Origin of the sequence: Streptosporangium amethystogenes subsp. fukuiense (assembly GCF_042665875.1) — a bacterium.
Classification (GTDB): Bacteria; Actinomycetota; Actinomycetes; order Streptosporangiales; family Streptosporangiaceae; genus Streptosporangium; species Streptosporangium fukuiense.
Map to the genome: position 1 here is coordinate 802,004 of NZ_JBHTEE010000001.1, position 15,204 is coordinate 817,207.

Sequence of the window (15,204 nt, forward strand, 5' to 3'; positions counted from 1 at the left end):
ATCGCCCAGGACCGAGGCGACTCAGTCCACACGGGTGAAGGTGATGTCGAGCTCCGCCACCACGCGCTCGCCCACCTCGGCCCAGCAGCGGAAGTCATGGTCAGCGCCCTCGCGGGTACGGCGGTGCGCGCTGAACCTCACCGTTTGCCCCGCGTAGGCGAGGCTATGCGCTACCAGGCGTACGCCCTTCGTCACGCAGCGAGCCGATGGCGCACCCTCCAGCCGGCGCAGCAGTGCGGTGGCCACTCGCGTCATGCCACCGGCGACAACGGCCACCGGCATCGCCGGGTGCAGGGCGAAGTGGCCCTTGCACATGTCCGCTGTCACCGGGCCCAGTGCGGCACTGAGGCATTCGCCGTCCGGGTGCCAGTCACGCAGTGCCAGGGGCTTGCCGTACGGGTTCTGCCGCAGCTCGGCCCACTCCTCGGGCGCGCGCCGGACTCCGTCGTCGAGGCGCGGCTCGCGACGCATGTCCACACGCGCCTTGGCGAACAGACGCGTGAAGGTGGCGGCCGGCAGCACGTCGTAGTCCACATCCAAGCGCATCAGTGGAGTGCCGTCGGGCGAGGACAGCAGCGTGTGTGCTTTGGCGGTGCGCTCGCCGGTGTGCTCCGCCTGCGCCGAGCCCCGGAGCAACTCCGAGGCGCGCGCCTGCGGCTCCGGGTTCAGCCACTGTCCGCGGGCGCCCGTTGCCAGGTAGAAGTGCTGGCCCTCCCGAGGCGCCACCACGGCCGCGGCGCATGAGCCAAGAATCGCCAGGTGGCGGCCCGCTTCGGCAATGCCGATGCAGCCGGCCTCCATGTCTGGGTCCTGTTGCACGGGCACCCCGGCCGCCACCTCGCCCTGCCCTATCACCGTGACGTCCTTGAGGGCGAAGTAGGGGTCTCTCACGCAGATGCGTGAGTAGAGCTCGGATGCCGTCAGTACCGTATGCGGCTCCAGCACGGGCAGGCCCCGGGCAGGCCCAGGGGTCACAGAGAAGGCGGCAGGAGCGGCGGGCGTATCGGATAGGGAAGCCGACCTCGTTTCGGAATGCCGCGCCGAAGAGCCTTGATCGGTAACTTCCGTATTCCCTGACATTGGAAACCTCCGCTTTTTATCAAATTCGGAAAAATATGCAACTCTACGCGATTTCCGGCCGACGTCGTTTCTGAATCGACGCAGAACTGAAGTGACTTTTCGCGTCTTGGTGGATTCCGCGGTCGACCGGTTGCTCGACATCGTTGGGCTCGGCTGCGCGGAGCGATAGGAGATGTCTCCGACCTGGTGAAACACCAGGCAGGTCGAGAGCGCGCCCAACGGATCGTCGCGGAGCGTTATGAGGTGAGGGCGGTTTCCGGACTCCGGTCAGGCCCTGGAACGGCCTGACCGGAGTGCGCTCGCCGGCATGTCCGTCAAGCGGGGTTCGTTCCTGAAGAAGACGGGCGGTTGCCGCCGGTGTTCCTTCATCGGGTGTAGTGGCCGGTTGTCCCCGCGGTCGTCTACCACGGGTGGGTGTCGGGGCACTTGAGGAACAGGTTGGTGCCGGTCCGTGGTTCTAGGATCTTGCCGGTCCTGATGGTGACGACCGGCGGCCGAGGCCGGGAGCGCCGGGACAAGGAGCCCACCGGCCGGGGCGGCGGCGACCGCCACACCGATGATTCCGCGTGTTCTCATGACTTTCTCCTTCACTTCCTTGCCCGAGGGCGGGGAAAGTCGTGCCGGAACAGCGTGAGCGGGCGAGACCGCAGTTTTCCGCGCCGTCGTATCCGGTCACCATGATTTCTCCCTCAGGAGATCTCCCGGAGAAGTCTTCTCACACGATCTTGGGTGCGACTTAAACTTTACTTGGACACCGGTCCGAACAGGTCGGTGCGTCGTCGACCGCCCGGCGGGAGCGGTGCGGAATACCGGAGGATGAGCGGGCGAAGGCGAGGGTGGCGTCCGCGGGCCTGCCTGCCTCCGCGAGGAGGGCGGGCGCTCACGACTTCTCCGTGGTGTCGGGCAGTCCTTCCAGCTCGCGTACCCGCTCGATCATCTCGGTGATGGCGTTCAGGCTCCTGGGGGAGAGACCGGCCGCGCGCAGCGCGAGCTGCCGGACGTGCGTGTCCCGGATGGCGGTCAGCAGCGCGAGTTCGGCGTCGATCCGCTCGGCCGCCGTGTCGTCGAAGAAGTAGGCCGGAGGGACGCCGAAGAATCCCGCCAGGGCTTCGAGGTGTCGTTTGGTCGGGTTGTCGCGGATGCCTTTTCGCAGCTGCCAGATGTAGGTGGCCGATATGGTCGGGCCGCCGGCCGCGCGAAGCGCCTCGGCGACCTCCTCGAAGCTGTACTCGCCGCCGTCGCGCGGGTGGACCGTGTGGAAGAGATGATTCAGCTTCGCCGCGAGGGTCCGCCGGGTGTCCGGCGAGTCGGCCGGCGAGGTGTCTGGCATGTGTCCTTCCCGCGCGGACCGGCCTGGGCAGGCTCGGGTCGCAGCTCGAAGGATACCAGGGCGTCAACTGGGATGGATAGCGGTGTGTATATGGGCCAACAACAGTTTGTTGTTCCGGAGGATCGGTCGCCGAGAGGTCCGCCGGGCGAACATCAGATGAAATATCTTGATTTTTCGCAGGGGGCCGTCACCTGTCGTCATCCGTCAGCGGCCGGCCGTGATGCAGCGTCTCCGCGTAGGAGAACACGTACCCCCTGCCCACCTCGACGGGGGCCAGGCCGGCCAGGTCGGCGTCCGGCACGTCGAGGAGGCGCAGGTCGGCCGATCCCGCCCAGATGTCGGAGAACTCGATGTCGGTGACCTCCGAGACGACGAGCCGGTTCAGCGGCGCCTCCGACGGCACCCAGGAGGGGAACAGCCGGGTGTGCACCAGCGGGACCGTGTGCAGAGGCGGCGGCCGGTCGATCCGGCCGTCCAGCGTGACGGTCGCCTCGGCGGTACGCCGTCCGTCCACGGACAGGACCCCGCCGAACCGTCCCCCGCCGGCCAGCCGGGGACCCGCGCGGCCGACCGCCACCGGCCGGATCTGGTGCACGGTGCCGAACTGCTTGGGCATGCCCTGGATCCAGCCGCGCATCAGCGGGACCGGACTGTCCACCCAGGCGTACGGGCATCGCGCGAGATGCCGCCCCCGGTACCGGCAGGAGATCAGGATCAGGAACTCGGCGAACCGGCATCGCGCCGGGTCGGCCAGTTCGGCTCCGGACTCCGAGCACCACTGCCACTCGGCGAAGATCGCGGCGGCCTCGCCGGGGTCGGGTCCCGGTTCCAGTTCGGGCGGCAGGAACCGTGCGGCCGCGGCCGGGTCCACGCGATAGTCGACCATGATGACGTCGCCGGAGAAGTGCCAGGGCGGCGGGGTGACCATCGCCGAGCCCCCGGAGGGGGAGAGCGGCAGGGTGTAGCCGTGCGGACCCGCCATCGGAGTGGCAGGGGTGGTCGTCTCGATCGATCGCATGCGTCAGGTCCGATCCGTGTGCGCCGGTAACGCGTTCCAGGCCGCGGCCAGCCGCCGGGCGGCGAGGGCCAGCCGTGAGGGGGAGTTGAAGCTGTAGGCCAGCCGGACGGCCGGCCGTGCCGTGCCGCCGAAGCGGGAGCCCGCGGCCACCTCGACCCCGGCACCGCTCGCCGCGCCGAGCAGGTCGGGCTCGCGCCGCCGGTGGCGGGCACGGAGCCAGACGAAGAAGCCGCCGTCCGGCCGGTCGAGCTCGAAACCGTCGTTCAGCTCGGCCAGCAGGGTGTCCACGAGCGTGTCACGCCTCTGCCGCAGCCGGGCTCGCAGCCAGTCCAGGTGACGGTCGTAGTCGCCGGCGCGCACCAGGGCGGCCACCGCGAGCGCGGCGGTGTGGTTCAGGCAGCCGCCGCTGCGGAACAGCCCGTGACCGGCGAGCCGGTCGACGGTCTCGGTCCCGGCGAGCAGCCAGCCCAGGCGCAGCCCGGGGGCGAGCGTCTTGGAGAAGGTGCGCAGCCGGATCACCCCGTGGTAGCCCGCGAGCCCCGCCATGGAGGGGGGAGCGGGAGCCTCGCCGAGATTCAGCTCGGCGTAGGCGTCGTCCTCCACGACCGGAGTCCCGTGGCCGGAGGCGACGGACAGCAGCTCATGTCGCCGCGCGACGGGGACGACCCGGCCGGTGGGGTTGTGGAAGGTGGGGTTCAGGTAGACGAACGCCGCCCGTTCCCCGGCCAGGGCCTCGCGCAACGCCTCCGGATCCATGCCCGCCGAGTCCGAGCGCACCTCGCGCAGCCGCATCCCGCAGTCGGTGAGGATCAGACGTCCCAGGTCGTAGCAGGTCTCCTCGACGAGGACCACATCCCCCGGCTCCGCCAGGGTGGTGGCGAGCAGCTGAAGGGCCTGCGAGATGCCCGCGGTGACCAGCACGTTTCCTGGCTCGCAGGCGATGCCGTCCGCCTGGGCGGTCCGTTCCGCCAGTGCGGCGCGGAGGTCGAGCGCGCCGCGGTCGTCGCCGTAGCCGAGCGCGGCCGAGCCGTACTCCTCCAGTGCCCGCGCGTAGGCGGCTCCCAGCAGGTCGACCGGGAGCAGGCCGGGTTCGAGGTAGCCCGGCCCCAGGTCGAACACGCCGGGAGGGGGGAGCGACTGCACGACCCCCGCCCGCCAGGAGCGCACGTGCGACAGGGGTCCCGCGCTCTCCGCCGGAGTCACCGGGGCCGCGCCCGCGTCGGTTCTCAACGTGCGAGCAGTACGGAGCGCAGCGCCCGGGTCGCCTCCCCGAGGGGAGCGGCGGACCTGGCCAGGGCGATCCTGAGGGTGCTGTTCCCCTCGGGCGGGTTCGCCCAGTGGAACTTCTGGCAGGGCAGTACGTACACGTTGTGGTCCCGCAGGCTGGACCACACCTCCAGCGCCGACCGCGCGCCGACGTGCACCCGTTCCACGCTGGCCCTGCTGTGCGGATCGGGGAAGTGGATCCCCGGCACCCCGGCCAGCCCTTCCCGTACCACGGCGCGGTTCTCCGCCACGAAGCGGTGCAGGTCGGCGAGGCCGCCGTCCGCGGCGTCCTCGGAGAACCGCTGGACCAGCGCGAGCACCATCGGGGACACGCCCAGCAGGATGTCGGAGTAGATCTTGGCCACCGGAAGGCCGAGGTCGGCCGCGGTCACCAGCCAGCCGACCTTGAGGTCGAGCGTCGGCCACAGCTTGCCGGTGTCCTCGATGACGACCCAGCGGCACCCGCTGTCCCGCAGCACCCGGTAGTGGTCGTAGTGGCCGGCGGGGTCGAACCCGCGGAACGACGTGTCCAGCGCCAGGACCAGGTCGCGCTCCGCGCACTGACCGGCGAGCCTGCTCAGGCCCTCCTCGGACAGCACCCGGCCGGTCGGGTTGTTCGGTGTGGTGACGAAGACGCAGCCCACCGAGCCCAGGACGTCGTCGAGGTCGTCCTCCCCCAGCCGTTCCTCGGCCACCGGCACCAGGTCCAGCCCGACACCGCGGAGGATGTCCGGGATGTTGTCGAAAGTGGGGTGGATCAGCGCGACCGAGCTCATCGCGCCGGCCAGGGAGCGGGCGAGGATCTCCATGGCCACGGAGGAGGAGTAGCAGGCCAGCACACGGCCGTCGTCGCCCGGGTAGCTGTGCTGGCCGAGTAGCCCGAAGTACGCGCGATGGGCTTCCCGCTCCACCTCCTCGACCGGGAGTTCGGCGGCTTTGAGGAACAGGTTCGGCAGGTCGTCGATGATCCGGGCCTGCCCCGCGGTGAGCTCCTGGCGGGCGTGCGCGTCGGCGATGTTCAGCGGGCTGTTCAGGGCCAGATACTCGAACTGGGTGAGATTACCGACATCCGGCCCTGGACCGGCGGGCACCGTTCGGGTTTCCTGCATTCCGTTCACCTCGCATGGGTGGTTCGGGAGTGTGGGGCGGCCGGGGACATCTGTTTTCCGGCACTCGAAAAATCCCTGTCGAATCCGGGATGACCGTTCGTGGACCACCGGTCGACCGGCTCCGCGGAATGCGGGTATCGATCACACAAAACGACAGGGGCGTTGAGGGAAAAATAATGCATGAAAAGAATGTTCGCAAGCACCTGGTCGCTCAATACGCGAGCTGCATATTTTCCCGAGGATTCAATGTCGTTGCCCGTCCGCGATGCCCCCGTCATGCTGTCACCAGCGGCTGTACTGTCGGCAGGATGATTCAGTGTGGAGCGCCTATTTTACGGATGAGAATGTCCGGCATGCCGTGGCGGGTCGTGGATCGAGAATGAGAGGTGCCCTTAAATGTCGACCGTTACCGCCATTCCAGAACCGGCCGCGGAAAAAAACGGGGCGGCGCTGTCGCCGCTCCGCCGGGGACCCCTCGCGGCTGTCTCCGGCGGAGCGGCCGCCGTGTTCCTGCTGCTTTCCGGAGGGCAGGGGTACTACGTCGACGAACTCTACTTCCGGGTGGCCGCGGGGCATCTCGACTGGGGATACGTGGACCAGCCGCCCCTGATCCCGCTGCTGGCCCGGGTGCAGATGGCGCTGTTCGGCGACAACCTGGTGGCGATCCGCGTCGTGCCGGCGCTGCTGGCCGGGGTGGCCGTGCTGGTCGCCGGGTTCATCGCCCGCGAACTCGGCGGGGGCGGCCGGGCACAGGTGCTCGCGGCGTGCGCGACGGCCGGCTCGCTGGCGTCGTTCGCCGCCGGGCACGTACTCCACCCCACCGCCGTGGACCACCTCGTCTGGGTGACCGCGTGCTGGCTGGTGATCCGTGTCATCCGTACCGGCGAGAAGAGGCTCTGGCCGGTCGCCGGCGCGGTGGTCGGGATCGGGCTGCTCGCGAAGTACCTCGTGGTGCTGCTGGTGATCTGCCTCGCGGCGGGACTGCTGGTCACCGGGCCCAGACGGGTGCTGCGCAGCGGGTATCTCCTGGCCGGCGCCGGGGTCGCCGCGCTGGTCGCCGCGCCCGGCCTGGTCTGGCAGGCGCTGAACGGCTGGCCCCAGTTCGCGGTGGCCGGGAGCCTGTCCGAGCCGTTCGGGGTCGGAAGCGTGATCAACTTCTTCGTGGGACAGATACTGATGATCGGCCCGTTCCTCACCCCGGTGTGGGTCGTGGGACTGCTGGCCCTGCTGCGCCGGCCCGAATGGCGCGCCTACCGCTCGCTCGCCGTGGCCTATCCGGTCATGGTGGTGATCCTGCTCCTGGCCGGTGGCGCCCCCCGGTACACCGAGGGCCTGCTGACCGTGCTGCTGGTGGCGGGATGTGTCAGGGCCGCGACCTGGGCGGCGACGATCCCGCGCCGGATCTGGGTCGGGCTGGCGGTGGCGGGGAACACGCTGCTGGCGATGGTGATGGTGATGCCGGTCCTTCCCGCCGCCGTGTACGCCCGTGATCCCGTGCTGGCGGCACTGGGTGAGGAGCAGTTCGGCCAGACGGGCTGGCAGGGCCTGGCGGGACAGGTGGCCGCGGTCTACCGGTCGCTGCCGGAGGCCGACCGGGCACGGGCCGTCGTCTACGGCCACAACTACGGCGAGGCGGGTGCCGTCGCGCTGTACGGCCCCGGTTACGGACTGCCGCGGGAGTACAGCGGCAACAATTCCTATGCTGATTTCGGTCGTCCGGCGGACGATAAAACGGTTGTCATAGCGGTCGGTGTGGACCGTGCCTCGTTCTCCAGGCTGTTCGGCCGGTGCGAGCTCGGCGGCACGCTCGATTTCGAGTTTCCCCATTTCGAGCAGGGGAAGGAGATCCTGGTGTGCCGCGACCCCCGTGAACCGTGGTCGCGGATATGGCCTGAACTGCGCTGGCTCGGTACATTCTGAGATCACGACCCGATTTCCGGCCTGCTAGGCTCGGCCGGGATATGACATGGAGACCTCACGGGGGTGGGTCAGTCGATGAAGACGTCGGTCCGCGGGCTCGAAGAGCCCGCGGACGTCACCGTTCTGGAATTCTGACCGTGGTTCTCCGGGGGCGGAAATCATCCCCAGGGTGGCGCGGCCGGTCCGTTCTCGTCCTTTTTCGAGAATCACGATGATCCGTCCGGGGGCGAGTTTCAGGCGGCTGCGCCGCAGATGCGACGAGATACTGGGCGAACTCCCGCTGCCCATGCCGTTCGACGCCGGAAAGCTGTGCGACACGGTGGCCCGAAGGCGCAGCCGCACCATCCGGCTGGAGCCCATGAGGAGCCGGCGCGGTGTGATGGGGCTGTGGGTGGCCGTCGACGGCGCCGATCTGATCTTCTACGAGCAGGTGACCACGCCACCGCACCAGGAACACATCATTCTCCACGAGCTGAGCCATCTGCTCTGCGGGCACGACGTGACCGACCTGTCGGCCGCCGAGCAGGTGCGGCTGCTCATGCCCAGTCTGGACTCCGGGATGGTGCACAGGGTCCTGAGCCGCGACTCCTACTCGGTCGTCGAGGAACGGGAGGCGGAGTTGCTCGCCTCGCTCATCATGCGGCGATCCAGACGAATGCTCCCCCCGACCGGCGACGTCTCCGCCGGGATCGGGCAGAAGCTGATCGTCGCCGGCCTGGTCGCGGCCCTGGCACACCACGTCAACAAGGCGATGCTGTCGGCCGCGGCCGTCATGGGGGACGACCACGCCTGGCCGCTCGGTCACGCGCTGGACGCCGGGCTTGCCCTGGTCGCGTTGGCATGCGTCCCGCTGGGCGCCACCATGCCGGTGTGGGGGGCGTTCCTGCGGGTGCCCGCCCTGCTGGAGTGGTTCCGTCACTACCGCGTCTACACGGTGCTGCGACCGCTCTGGGAAGATCTGTACCGGGTCAGCCCGCAGATCGCCCTCCTGCGGCCGCCGCACCGGCTGGCCGGCCTGCTGCCACCGCGCGACCTCGGCCTGCGCCTGTACCGGCGGGTCGTCGAGATCCGGGACGGCCGGACGGTCATACGGCATCACCTGGACCCCGCTGTCGCGGCCGCGGCGCGGGAGCGCGCCGCGGCCGCGGGGATCACCGGCCGGGAACTGGACGCCGTCGTGGAGGCGGCGACGCTGTCGGCCGCGTTGCGCGCCCTCTCCGGAGACGAGGCGCCCGCCGGGAAGCCGCCCCGGGACACGGTGCCCGGCGGGGACGACCTGGCGGGCGACGTCGCCTTCCTCTGCGACGTCGCCCGTGCCTACCGCCGTTCGCGACGGGCGTGGCGGTTGTCCCGGCTAGCCGGCGCGCGCCGTCCGCGGCGTCTCAGGTAGGCATGCCGCCGGTCGGCCACGGGCCCTCCGGACGACGGGGGGCGGGCGACCAGGAGGAGTACTCCCTGAGCCCGTAGAGCAGCGGTACCGCCCGAGCCCGCTGCTCCACCCGGAACACCTGGCCGAACACCACGGTGTGGTCGCCCACCTCGACGGCCCGGGTCACCCGGCAGTCCGCGAACGCGTGGGCCTCGTCCACGAGGTGCGGCCCGCCGAAGGAGGGTTCCGCGCGCCACCTGACCCGCTCGAAGCGGTCCGGGGTCCCCGAGGCGAAGAGTTCCGCCGCGTAGCGCGCGCGGTCGTGCAGAAGGTTCACGGTGAAGGTCGACAGCCTCAGCATCGCCTTCAGTGTCGGGCTGAGCCTGCGGACGCACACGAGCAGGGTCGGCGGGTCCAGCGCGACGCTGCACACCGAGGAGCAGGTCATCCCCCATGGCCTGCCGCCGGGCTCGGCGGTCGTCACGATGGCGACCCCGCTGGGGAAGGCGGACATCAGCGACCGGAACCGCGCCGGATCGACCGCCGGCGCCGAGGGGGGCTCGAAGGAGGGCTCGAAAGGGATGTCGAAGGGGGAGAGGCCGACCAGCGGATCCTTCATCGCGGCGCTCCGTGCGCGACCCGCCGCTCGGGGGGCAGGTCGTGCAGGCGCGCGAAGTACTCGTACTGGCTGGGCAGCCTGCCGACCAGTTCACGGGACTGGTCGCGGACGATCCGCAGTTCCCTGGAGGCCGCGGCGCCGTCGAACAGCCTCAGCGCCGGCGGAGCCTGCACGGGCAGGCCGCCCAGCCCCAGGAGCATGGCGGTGTAGGAGTAGGGCTCGAACCCGTGGTAGTGGGGGAAGACCGTCTCGGAGTCGGGCAGCTTGACCTGCCACTGCTCCAGGCGTTCGGCCAGCCCGTCGGGTACCTGGCGGGTCGTGGCGTCCTTCCAGTAGTCGTTGTCGGCTCGCGCCGCGGCGTGGTAGTGCAGCACCAGGAACTCGCGCACGCCGTCCATCACATTGGCGACCTGGCGGTTGTAGGACTGGCGCAGCCGGTCGTCCCAGCGCTCGCTGGGGAAGTGCTTGACGAGCTGTTCGACGGCGTTCTGGATGAAGAAGATGCCGGTGGACTCCAGCGGCTCGACGAACCCGCTCGACAGTCCGATGGCGACGCAGTTGTTCACCCAGGAGCTCTCGCTCCGGCCGATCCGCATGCGGATGTGGTTGGCCTCGAGGTCGTCCGCGGCCGGGCCGACGAACTCGCGGAGGGTCCGCTCCGCCTCGTCGGGCGTGCAGTAGTCACTGGCGTAGACGTAGCCGGTGCCGACGCGGCCGAAGAGCGGGATCGTCCAGATCCACCCCGCCTCCTGAGCCGTGGCCGTGGTGCAGGGGCGGATGCCCCGCTCGGCCATGTTCACCGGCACCCGCAGCGCCACGGCCCGGTCGTTGGGCAGGGTGTCCTGGTAGGACATGAAGGGCACCGAGAGTGCCTTGTTCAGCAGCATCCCGCGAAAGCCGGTGCAGTCGATGAACAGGTCGCCTGCCAGCGCGCCGTGCTCCTTGGTGACGACGTCGCTGATCCAGCCGCGCTCGTCGAGGTTCACGCTCACCACGTCGTCGAGCACGTGACGGACGCCGCGGTCGGTGCCGTACCTCGTGAGATACCTCGCCAGCAGCGCGGCGTCGAAGTGGTAGGCGTAGGGGAACTGAGTGTCCTGCTCGGTCAGCGTGGTGCGGTAGCCGCGCTCCGCGCCACCCTCGGTGAAGTCCTGCTCGAACAGTGCTCCGGAGAGATAACGGGGAGACCGGTTCGCGTCGCAGAGCGAGGCGATGACGAAGCAGTCCTTGTCGAACCGGCCGCTGGGGCGCTCGTTCAGCCACCAGTCGGTGAGCGGGAATCCGTTCACGGCGCGCAGGCGCTCGAACGGGTGGTAGAAGTGGTGGCCCTGGGAGCGCCAGTTCTCGAACCGGATCGCCAGCTTGTAGGTGGCCTGGCACTCCGGCATCCACTCGCGCTCGTCCAGGCCCAGATAGTTGAAGAAGTGGCGGATCGTGCTGAAGGTCGCCTCTCCGACCCCGATGGTGGGCACGTTCTTCGACTCGACCAGTGTCACGTCGATCCGGTCGCCGAAAGCCGCCCGCAGGTACGAGGCGGTCATCCAGCCCGACGTGCCACCTCCGACGATAACTACGCTTTTGACCATTCTGAACCCTTATCCCTGCGCGTGAGAACGGAACACCGGGTGAACGCCGGGTGATGTGAAAGGCGCGGCTCGGCGTGTCATCCACCCCGGCATTGTTGAAAGCCTGTACCAAAAGTGCGGTCCGGCTCCACATCATTGACTTGATAGCTAAACAGGGCGGTCAGGCGCGCTTTCGGTACGCTGAGTAATGGGCCGGTCGCCGATTCGAGGGAGATGTTTTCCCGGCTGTCCGGCTGTCGAGAACCGGTGCCGCCATGCTCCCAGTGATCGAGGGGTTCAGAGATCGTCGCAGCTCAGCGGCTGTTTTGAAGGTAAGCACATCAACTGGCATGTATGAGATTTGGCGCTTTCGGCAATGAGAGTTGACTTCCACTCGGCGTCGGAGTTAGGTTGATCTTATTGACAGAGCCAATGGGAGAGTGGTGAGAATATCACTCTCGGTTTCCTGGGGGATCCTCGCGGACGGCCCTGGGCATTGCCCGGCGCCCGCCGAGATCGAATAGTCTGCGCGCAGGGCGGGCCGTCATTTGCCGGAGCCTCCGCGGAGAGGCGTGACCTGCTTTTCAACAACACAGAACAGCCAATCTTTCTACAACGCTGGGGGCCGCGGTGTTGAGGATTCATTTCACGGTTGAGGACCTGGCACGCCTGCGCATGGTCGCGAGCCTCGGGCCGGTGGCCGAGAGCGTGTTCGCGCTGGACATCTTCGGTCGCAACGGAGGAGCCGCCCTGAACGGGTGGCGAAAGCATGTGCGTGATCGGCTGGGCGAGGGCGTCGGCAGCGTGGAACAGCTGGTACGTGAACGCCGGGCGCCGACGGAACTGCTGGAACTGGTCGAGCGCTCTCCCGGGCGAGCCGAGACGCGCTCCGCGTCCGACGAGTGGGCCGGCCGGCGGGTGAGCGCCACCGTGCTGGGGTTCTGTCAGGTGGCGGTGCTGCCGTACTGGAGCAGGGTGCGAGGTCACCTGGAGTCCGAGCGCGAGGCGTACGGCCGGATAACGATCAGCAATGGCGTCGAGTGCCTGCTTGAGACGCTGCACCCCAGGCTGTGCTGGAACCCGCCGGTGCTGGAGATCCCCGACGGCGAGGACCGTGACGTCCACCTGCGCGGGCGCGGCCTGCTGCTGAGCCCCTCGCTGTTCCTGCAGGGCAGGAACTACCTCTTCCTCGACACCGAGCACGAGACGGGGCTGCCCGCCCTGGTGGTCTCGGCGCCGTGCACCCCGGCCTTCCTGGCCGAGCTGGCCGGGGCGCCGGTGCCCGACGACGAGGCGCTCGGCGCCCTGGTCGGGCACACCAGGGCGGCGGCGCTCCAGGCGCTGGCCGAGAGCTGCACCACCGGCGGCCTGTCCGAGCGGCTCGGCATCTCTCTCGCGGGGGCCAGCAAGCACGCCACCGTACTGCGCAAGGCCGGACTGATCACCACTGCCCGCAACCGCAACACGGCACTGCACACCCTCACCTCCCTGGGGGTGGCGCTGCTGCACGGGGAGCTCTTCCTGTCTCCCCAGCGCAACTGACCCCCGCTCCGGCACGCCTGGTGCACGGAGAACCTCCGAAAAAGGAGAGCGCCATGAACTCGAACCCCTTCGAAGATCCGGAAGGCACCTACCTCGTGCTGGTCAACGACGAGGGGCAGCACTCCTTGTGGCCCGCGTTCGTCGAGGTGCCGGCGGGCTGGACGGTGGTCCTGCCCGAGACGGACCGGCAGGCCGCCCTGGACTACATCACGGACAACTGGACCGACATGCGTCCGAGGAGCCTGGCCGAGGCGATGGGGGACCGGCCGTGACCGGCCACGAACTGCCCCTTGTCATCGAGGGCGGGGGTGCCCGGATCTCCGGCCTGGTGAGGTCCGACCGGCAGGAGATCCGCAAGAGCCTCACCGCGCACGGTGCGGTGTTGTTCCGCGATTTCGAGGTCGGCGGCGTCGACGGTTTCGACGAGGTCGTACGCGAGCTGTCGGGGGCGCCGCTGACCTACGCGGAGCGCTCGTCCCCGCGCAGCGTGATCAAGGGCAATGTCTACACCTCGACCGACTACCCCTCGCAGGAGGAGATCTTCCTGCACAACGAGAACTCCTACCAGACGGTATGGCCGATGGTGCTCTACTTCCACTGCCTGCGACCGCCGTCGTCCCAGGGGGCCACGCCCCTGGCCTCCACCCGTGCCGTCCACGACAGGATGGACCCGTCGATCCGCGAGGAGTTCGCGCGGCGAGGGTGGATGGTGGTCCGTAACTACAGCGACGAACTCGGCATGTCGTGGCGCGAGGCGTTCAACACCGACAGCGAGGACGAGGTCACGGACTACTGCCGCGGCAACGGCGTGCGGACGGAATGGCTCGGCGGCGACCGGCTGCGGACCAGGGCGGTCCGCCAGGCCGTGCACCGTCACCCGGTCACCGGCGACCCGGTGTGGTTCAACCACGCGACCTTCTTCCACCTCAGCACCCTTCCCGAAGGGGTGCGGCTGGGGCTGCTGGAGATGTGCGGGGAGGAGAACCTCCCGAGCAACACCTACTACGGCGACGGCGGGACGATCCCCGACGCCGTCGTCGGCCACCTGCGAGACTGCTACCGGTCGGCGTCCGTGCGGTTCGACTACCGTCAGGACGACGTTCTGGTCATCGACAACATGCTGACCTCGCACGGCCGCGAGCCGTTCACCGGGCCGCGGAAGATCGCCGTGGCGATGGCCGAGCCGTCGTCGACGACCTGACCGCCGATTCGGCGGTCGATTCGACGGTGGCCGGCCGTCGCGCCCCTCAGGCCGGCTCGCGCAGCCGGCGGACCTCGGCGGAGATGATCGCCAGGAGCAGCAGGTCGGCCGCCAGGCCGGGCACCGCGGAGAACTGGTTCATGACGAACGCGAAGACCTGGCCGAAGAGGATGTCGACCAGCAGCGCGGCGTTGAGCAGCCGGAAGGCGGCCATCCGGTTCCCGCGCAGCCGCACCGCGCCGCACAGGCCCAGCGCCACCGTGATCGCCGCCGAGACGGCCATGCCGATCACCGCCCCCCACTCCCGCTCGCCGTCGAGCATGCCGTAGGCGTTCTCCAGCCCGAGGCCCACCAGGGGCAGGAGCGCCTGGACGATGAGATACACCACCGCGAGGGCGACGAGCAGGGGACGGCGCGTCAGGCCGTCGAGGGCGGCGCGGGCGCGGGCCAGGCCGGTGCGCAGCGGCCCTGGAGCCGTCTCCCGGGCCGGGACCATGCCCAGCAACCGGACCGCCGCCGCGTCGAGCGCGTCGTCGGAGCCCTGGACCAGTCGCACGGCGGCGTGCCTCTGCTGCACGGTCAGTCCCGAGGTCACTCCGACGAGTGCCGCGTAGACGGCGTTGGCCGTGCGCTCGCGCCGGGAGAAGTCGGTCCGGCCCTTCAGCCACTGGGAGAGCACGACCAGGAGGGCGAAGGTCAGGTAGATGATCCCCGCGGCCGGCCGGTAGAAGTAGTCGGTCGTCTGGGTGACGAACTTGCCGACCTCATCGACGAACAGCCCGAACCCGACCCCGCCGAGGACGGCACCCCAGGTCCGCGCGGCCTGGCCGAGGAACGCGAGCGTGACGCCCATGCCCACCGTCATCAGCAGGCCGCCCCACAGGACGTGGGCGATGTGCAGGCTCCCTCCGCCGAGCTGGGGATAACCGGCCCGTTGGAGATAGGCCCTGGTCAACAGCACCGCGCTGATCCCGGATATCGCGAAAACCTGCAGATGCGCGGCGGCGCTGGTCACCCGGGTGAGGCCCGATAGGCGCAATGTAGTTCTCCCTAATGCTGCCGATGGCGTTCTGGGAAACTGCCGGCCGCGAAGGTGACGGCCTCGGCTCCGGAGATGCCTGACCTACGGTGTCCCGCGTCGGCGGATCGACAGGGCGGCGACCTGGAAAAGGCCGGTCCGGAGGA

General features: G+C 69.4%; 13 protein-coding genes. 5 read left to right on the forward strand and 8 right to left on the reverse strand.

Annotated elements, in window-relative coordinates; genetic code table 11:
* Positions 1-21 precede the first annotated feature (21 nt).
* The 5 genes from ACFQVD_RS03505 to mppP all read right to left on the reverse strand — a co-directional run bounded on the left by ACFQVD_RS03505 (position 22) and on the right by mppP (position 5,803).
* Complete coding sequence (locus tag ACFQVD_RS03505) at positions 22-945, reverse strand: hypothetical protein (RefSeq protein ID WP_343963170.1); 924 nt, start codon at positions 943-945, stop codon at positions 22-24.
* Between the two features lie 1,015 nt (positions 946-1,960).
* A complete protein-coding gene (locus ACFQVD_RS03510) occupies positions 1,961-2,410 on the reverse strand; it encodes a helix-turn-helix domain-containing protein (protein WP_343963168.1) in 450 nt (149 codons plus the stop codon).
* A gap of 187 nt (positions 2,411-2,597) precedes the next feature.
* On the reverse strand, positions 2,598-3,428 hold the full coding sequence (gene mppR / locus ACFQVD_RS03515; protein WP_343963167.1) for an enduracididine biosynthesis enzyme MppR: 831 nt from the start codon (positions 3,426-3,428) through the stop codon (positions 2,598-2,600).
* A gap of 3 nt (positions 3,429-3,431) precedes the next feature.
* Positions 3,432-4,658 (reverse strand): aminotransferase class I/II-fold pyridoxal phosphate-dependent enzyme, encoded by a 1,227-nt coding sequence (locus tag ACFQVD_RS03520; RefSeq protein ID WP_343963166.1) that lies wholly within the window; start codon positions 4,656-4,658, stop codon positions 3,432-3,434.
* Entirely contained in the window at positions 4,655-5,803 is a 1,149-nt protein-coding gene (gene mppP, locus ACFQVD_RS03525; RefSeq protein ID WP_343963165.1) for an enduracididine biosynthesis enzyme MppP, read from the reverse strand. Before mppP ends, ACFQVD_RS03520 begins: the two co-directional genes overlap by 4 nt.
* A 396-nt stretch (positions 5,804-6,199) precedes the next feature.
* Between mppP and ACFQVD_RS03530 the strand changes: the two genes are divergently transcribed.
* Together ACFQVD_RS03530 and ACFQVD_RS03535 are read left to right on the forward strand one after the other, a co-directional pair.
* Positions 6,200-7,723 (forward strand): glycosyltransferase family 39 protein, encoded by a 1,524-nt coding sequence (locus ACFQVD_RS03530; RefSeq protein WP_364147999.1) that lies wholly within the window; start codon positions 6,200-6,202, stop codon positions 7,721-7,723.
* Positions 7,724-7,934: 211 nt separating this feature from the next.
* The gene (locus tag ACFQVD_RS03535) at positions 7,935-9,113 is read left to right on the forward strand and encodes an MAB_1171c family putative transporter (RefSeq protein ID WP_364147997.1); all 1,179 of its coding nucleotides are present in this window, start codon (positions 7,935-7,937) and stop codon (positions 9,111-9,113) included.
* Here ACFQVD_RS03535 and ACFQVD_RS03540 read toward each other — a convergent pair.
* Together ACFQVD_RS03540 and ACFQVD_RS03545 are read right to left on the reverse strand one after the other, a co-directional pair.
* Complete coding sequence (locus ACFQVD_RS03540) at positions 9,106-9,711, reverse strand: flavin reductase family protein (RefSeq protein WP_343963159.1); 606 nt, start codon at positions 9,709-9,711, stop codon at positions 9,106-9,108. The genes ACFQVD_RS03535 and ACFQVD_RS03540 overlap by 8 nt on opposite strands.
* The gene (locus tag ACFQVD_RS03545; RefSeq protein ID WP_343963157.1) at positions 9,708-11,297 is read right to left on the reverse strand and encodes a tryptophan halogenase family protein; all 1,590 of its coding nucleotides are present in this window, start codon (positions 11,295-11,297) and stop codon (positions 9,708-9,710) included. Before ACFQVD_RS03545 ends, ACFQVD_RS03540 begins: the two co-directional genes overlap by 4 nt.
* 609 nt (positions 11,298-11,906) lie before the next feature.
* Between ACFQVD_RS03545 and ACFQVD_RS03550 the strand changes: the two genes are divergently transcribed.
* From ACFQVD_RS03550 to ACFQVD_RS03560, 3 genes are read left to right on the forward strand one after another with little or no spacing between them, the layout of a single operon-like run.
* On the forward strand, positions 11,907-12,818 hold the full coding sequence (locus ACFQVD_RS03550; RefSeq protein WP_343963156.1) for an ArsR/SmtB family transcription factor: 912 nt from the start codon (positions 11,907-11,909) through the stop codon (positions 12,816-12,818).
* A 53-nt stretch (positions 12,819-12,871) separates the two neighbouring features.
* The gene (locus ACFQVD_RS03555; RefSeq protein WP_343963155.1) at positions 12,872-13,090 is read left to right on the forward strand and encodes an MbtH family protein; all 219 of its coding nucleotides are present in this window, start codon (positions 12,872-12,874) and stop codon (positions 13,088-13,090) included.
* Positions 13,087-14,019 (forward strand): TauD/TfdA family dioxygenase, encoded by a 933-nt coding sequence (locus ACFQVD_RS03560; protein WP_343963154.1) that lies wholly within the window; start codon positions 13,087-13,089, stop codon positions 14,017-14,019. Before ACFQVD_RS03555 ends, ACFQVD_RS03560 begins: the two co-directional genes overlap by 4 nt.
* Positions 14,020-14,065: 46 nt before the next feature.
* Here the strand turns inward: ACFQVD_RS03560 and ACFQVD_RS03565 are convergent, their stop codons facing one another.
* Entirely contained in the window at positions 14,066-15,058 is a 993-nt protein-coding gene (locus ACFQVD_RS03565; protein ID WP_343963153.1) for a hypothetical protein, read from the reverse strand.
* Between the last annotated feature and the right edge of the window lie 146 nt (positions 15,059-15,204).

What these genes read in the sequence shown, in the direction of transcription:
- ACFQVD_RS03530 (WP_364147999.1), top strand. Translation starts at nt 6,200, where the DNA reads ATGTCGACCGTTACCGCCATTCCAGAACCGGCCGCGGAAAAAAACGGG.
- ACFQVD_RS03545 (WP_343963157.1), bottom strand. Translation starts at nt 11,297, where the DNA reads ATGGTCAAAAGCGTAGTTATCGTCGGAGGTGGCACGTCGGGCTGGATG.
- ACFQVD_RS03555 (WP_343963155.1), top strand. Translation starts at nt 12,872, where the DNA reads ATGAACTCGAACCCCTTCGAAGATCCGGAAGGCACCTACCTCGTGCTG.
- ACFQVD_RS03535 (WP_364147997.1), top strand. Translation starts at nt 7,935, where the DNA reads ATGATCCGTCCGGGGGCGAGTTTCAGGCGGCTGCGCCGCAGATGCGAC.
- ACFQVD_RS03510 (WP_343963168.1), bottom strand. Translation starts at nt 2,410, where the DNA reads ATGCCAGACACCTCGCCGGCCGACTCGCCGGACACCCGGCGGACCCTC.
- ACFQVD_RS03540 (WP_343963159.1), bottom strand. Translation starts at nt 9,711, where the DNA reads ATGAAGGATCCGCTGGTCGGCCTCTCCCCCTTCGACATCCCTTTCGAG.
- mppR (WP_343963167.1), bottom strand. Translation starts at nt 3,428, where the DNA reads ATGCGATCGATCGAGACGACCACCCCTGCCACTCCGATGGCGGGTCCG.
- mppP (WP_343963165.1), bottom strand. Translation starts at nt 5,803, where the DNA reads ATGCAGGAAACCCGAACGGTGCCCGCCGGTCCAGGGCCGGATGTCGGT.